The sequence below is a fragment of the Trichlorobacter sp. genome, assembly GCF_030247655.1.
Taxonomy (GTDB): Bacteria; Desulfobacterota; Desulfuromonadia; order Geobacterales; family Pseudopelobacteraceae; genus Trichlorobacter.
Genome location: NZ_JAOTRZ010000242.1, coordinates 1 through 4,182, shown reverse-complemented (window position 1 = coordinate 4,182; position 4,182 = coordinate 1). Strand labels below are relative to the sequence as shown.

The 4,182-nt window shown below is 47.8% G+C and carries 4 protein-coding genes; 1 reads left to right on the top strand and 3 read right to left on the bottom strand.

Features of this window, described 5'->3' with window-relative positions; translation table 11 throughout:
• A partial coding sequence (locus OEL57_RS14765; protein WP_300741496.1) for a PAS domain S-box protein occupies window positions 1-1,475 on the bottom strand: 1,475 nt, incomplete at its 3' end.
• A gap of 439 nt (window positions 1,476-1,914) precedes the next feature.
• Between OEL57_RS14765 and OEL57_RS14760 the strand changes: the two genes are divergently transcribed.
• Complete coding sequence (locus OEL57_RS14760) at window positions 1,915-2,253, top strand: helix-turn-helix domain-containing protein (protein ID WP_300741495.1); 339 nt, start codon at window positions 1,915-1,917, stop codon at window positions 2,251-2,253.
• A 152-nt stretch (window positions 2,254-2,405) separates the two neighbouring features.
• Here the strand turns inward: OEL57_RS14760 and sucD are convergent, their stop codons facing one another.
• Window positions 2,406-3,278, bottom strand: a complete 873-nt coding sequence (sucD, locus tag OEL57_RS14755; RefSeq protein ID WP_300741494.1) for a succinate--CoA ligase subunit alpha — start codon at window positions 3,276-3,278, stop codon at window positions 2,406-2,408.
• A 14-nt stretch (window positions 3,279-3,292) separates the two neighbouring features.
• Window positions 3,293-4,182: ADP-forming succinate--CoA ligase subunit beta (sucC, locus tag OEL57_RS14750; protein WP_300741493.1), on the bottom strand; the 890-nt coding region annotated here is incomplete at its 5' end.

The window sequence follows — 4,182 nt, the reverse complement described above, 5'->3', positions numbered from 1 at the left end:
GCCACCGTGAACAATCGGAGCTTCCGCATAATTGACAAGCGTTGGCTTTCGACTGTTTTAGTGCTAACTGAATATTTTGAAGCTATTTGCTTTGTGGTTAAACCTGATGCTATTTCACGCAAGACCTCTTTTTCCCGGGGGGATAGAGGCTTGTCTCTCAGCTCATCCTTAAGCGGAGTATGACCGTCAAATTTACCCTCCAGCATATCTGAAACAACTTCATGTAATTCTTCTGCGATGCGTTCTCTTTCTTGCTCTTCCTGTTGAATACGTTCAGTTATGTCATGAAGAAATATAGCTACGCACTTTTTTTGACTGACAGCGAGTTCCAAAGGAGCTAAATGATGCTCATACCATCTACCATTTTCGTTATCTGTAAACGATAACGGTACGCCGGTATCGAGCACAGTTTGAACGTTCTTAAGTCTGTGGGGGCTGAGTGGGCAATTCTCAACAAGTTTTGGTGTATAAGCACCGACTAGTTTTGAAAGCGGAATACCAATATGCTCAGCAAAGTGCTGATTTGCAAACTGCACACAAAAATCAGAATCCAACATGAGAGCTTTTACCGGAGCTGCATCAATCATGATTTGGAGCGTTTTTTCATGCCAGTGTGCTAATTCAGCCGCTTTTTTCTCTTCAGTAATGTCACGGTGGATGCTGATAAGCCCACTTACAGAGCCGTTTCTGTCAATAGATTTTAGGCATACTGATTCTGATATGAAGCTGGAACCGTCTGATTTGTGTAGAGGCAGATTAACTTTTAAAATATTGTTCGTTTCAGAATATCTCTGACCGAGATCCACAAACGCTTTTTTGTTGTCATAAAAAATTTCGGTAAGACTGCCAACTACCTCATCACTTTTGTATCCGAAAAGTGCCTCTGCAGCTTGGTTCATTTTGATAATTTCACGTTGTGGAGTGGTTGTAACTACTGCAATTGGTAGCGCTTCAAATACTTCCTGATAATACGTCTCATTTTGTGAGAGTGCTTGTTCTGCTCGACGGCGTCGGGTGACTTCAAGCGACACACAAACAGCTCCACAAACTTCACCGGACGAATCTGTTATTGGTGTATGCTCAACCTCAAAATAGCATCCGTTAATCGACACTTCCGTAGTTATTGGCTCGCCCGTCAACACGCGACGTATGGCGGCAAGGATTGATGGATAATCTGCAAACACGTCAAAGACAGATTCACCTACAACTTCACTAGGCTTAAGGTCTAAACTTGCAAGAGATTTTCCTTCTGAAAGCAGTATTTTGCCATTTTCATCGATTGCCCAGATAATCACAGGCGTCTTGTTTATTACCCAATTAAGCATTGGGATGGGGGCATCTGTTTTAAATATGTTCCACCAATGGCAGCATCGCGATTTTAGCCATTCAACATCACTACGTGTTTGCTGTAGTTCAGCCTGTAGCTGTTCCACATATTCATCAGAATAACTGCAAGGTTTTGATTCTAATTCCATCGTTTGTTTCTCGAACCTTTCATTTTGTAAAGAATCGTTTATTTGATTGTTTTTTGCACTTTTGTATACTGCTGACTAAAGCCCTGTCTATGAGGGAAATCCTTATGCCATCAAAGCGGTGTGCAAATAACAGGCATAAAATCCGTTTGGGTAATACATTAAACCTACTTAAACTTAATAAAATCAAAATATATGCATGATGTTTATATATAAATAAATCTATGTTTGCTGCTTTGTTGCGCTTCAAGATGGTGGGCAATTTTCTTAAATACGCACACGAATTATAGCCCCTAATATCGTAATATATTCACTTTCATACTAATCGACTGGTTTAATTTCTATCTGTTACAATTAAAAAGCATCATTAAATTCATGCTGACTGTAGCTTGATTGCCAGTGAAAATAGATGCATCATCCCCCGAATCCATAGGGGGTATACATGAGTGAAACCAGAGTGCTGCTGGGTAGGCGGATCAGGGAGATACGCAAGGGAGCTAAGCTGTCGCAAGAACAGCCCTCAGAGCTGGTGGGAGTGGACTTTCGGTATATCAGCAAGATAGAGTTGGGAAAGTGCTATCCGTCATTTGAGACACTTGAAAGTATAGCGCAGTCGTTGCAGGTTGAAATGCGTGAACTGTTCGAGTTCAGTCACTTCTCTGCATCAATTGTTACCAATCAGGAGACTGACAAGCTCCTGGACGGAGCCGACGAACACGAATGTCAGTTGATTCTGAGGGTCACAAAAGCAGTGGAACCGAAAGTGAAGGTGAATTTTTAACCAGTGTGCCGCTTAATAGACATTGAACATGTAATCATCATTGGCATCCCTAACAGCTCTATGTGCTTTATTAAGAGTCGAAAAAGCTACACAAAACGCCCTGCCTCGATGACCCGAGGCAGGGCGTTAATCTGTTGCCGTAGTTGAAAAGGTTACTTTTTTAAAGCCTTGTCCATCGCCTCCCCCATCTTGGTGGGGGATATGGAGACAGTAACCCCGCACTCTTGCAAGGTGCGGATCTTGTCTTCAGCCTTGCCTTTTCCGCCGGTGATGATGGCACCGGCATGGCCCATCCGCTTGCCGGTTGGTGCGGTGCTGCCGGCAATGAATGCTGCCACCGGTTTTTTCATGTTTTCCTTGATCCAGTAGGCAGCCTCTTCTTCAGCTCCACCACCGATTTCGCCGATCATGAAGACTGCTTCAGTACCAGGGTCTTCGTTGAACATCTTGAGTACGTCGATATATTTCATGCCGATGATAGGATCACCACCAATGCCGACGCAGGTGGATTGTCCCAGCCCCATGTCGGTCAGTTGCTTGACCGCTTCGTAGGTGAGGGTGCCGGAGCGGGAGACTACGCCGACCTTGCCGGGAGTGTGGATGTAACCGGGCATGATCCCAAGCTTACACTGGCCAGGAGTAATGATGCCGGGACAGTTGGGGCCCACCAGCAGGGTCTTGCTCTGGGCCTGCACAGCGCGGGCAATCACCATATCCCGTACCGGAATCCCTTCGGTGATGCAGACCGCCAGATCAAGACCTGCTTCGCATGATTCCAGAATTGCACCAGCAGCACCTGGCGGCGGCACAAAGATCATGGAGATGGTTGCGCCGGTGTACTGCACCGCCTCGGCCACGGTATTAAAGACCGGAATCCCTTCAATATGGATGCCGCCTTTACCGGGGGTGACACCAGCCACAATCTGGCTGCCATAGGCCCGGCATTGCTGGGTGTGAAAAAGTCCGCTCTTGCCGGTGATCCCCTGAACCAGTATTTTTGAGTCTTTATTGATCAGAATAGACATGGTTGCGCTCCCCCTTACGCCTTGGCCAGCATGGCGACGATCTTCTGTGCGCCGTCGCCCAGGTTTTCACCGATCTGGACATTCAGGCCCGATTCCAGCAGCAGTTTCTTGCCGTCTTCCACATTGCTGCCGTCCATACGGACGACAATCGGCAGAGGGCAGTGAACCTCATTGGCCGCCTCGATGATCCCTTGCGCGATTACATCGCAGCGCATGATACCGCCAAAGATGTTGACAAAGACCGCTTTGACGCCTCCGTCCTGCAGGATGATCTTGAACGCCTCTGCCACTTTTTCGCGGGTTGCGCCGCCCCCAACATCCAGAAAGTTGGCTGGTTCGCCGCCAAACTCTTTCAGTACATCCAGGGTTGCCATGGCCAGACCGGCGCCGTTAACCATGCATCCGATATTACCGGTCAGCTTGATGTAGGCCAGGTCATACTTGCCGGCGGTGATCTCCAGCGGATCAAGCTGAGAGTAGTCCATCATGTCCGGGTATTCGCGGTGTCGGTAGACGGCGTTGTCGTCAAAGGATATCTTGGCATCCATGGCCAGCAACCAGCCGGCCCGGGTTACTACCAGCGGGTTGATCTCAATCAGGGAACAGTCTCTTTCAAGGCAGCATTTGTAGGTATTCAGGATCAGTTCAACACAATCTTCGCAGACCGTGCCGGAAAGCCCCAGGGCCAGGGCGATCTTGCGGGCCTGGTAGGTACGCAGGCCGGTGAATGGATCAATGGCCAGGACATGGATCTTGTCAGGTGCCTTCTGGGCTACCTCTTCAATATCCATCCCACCCTCAGCCGAGGCGATCAGGCAGTAGCGGGATGATTCACGATCAAGAGTAATGGAAAGATAAAATTCACGGGCTATCTCTACCGATTCTTCAACCAGAATCCGGCGGA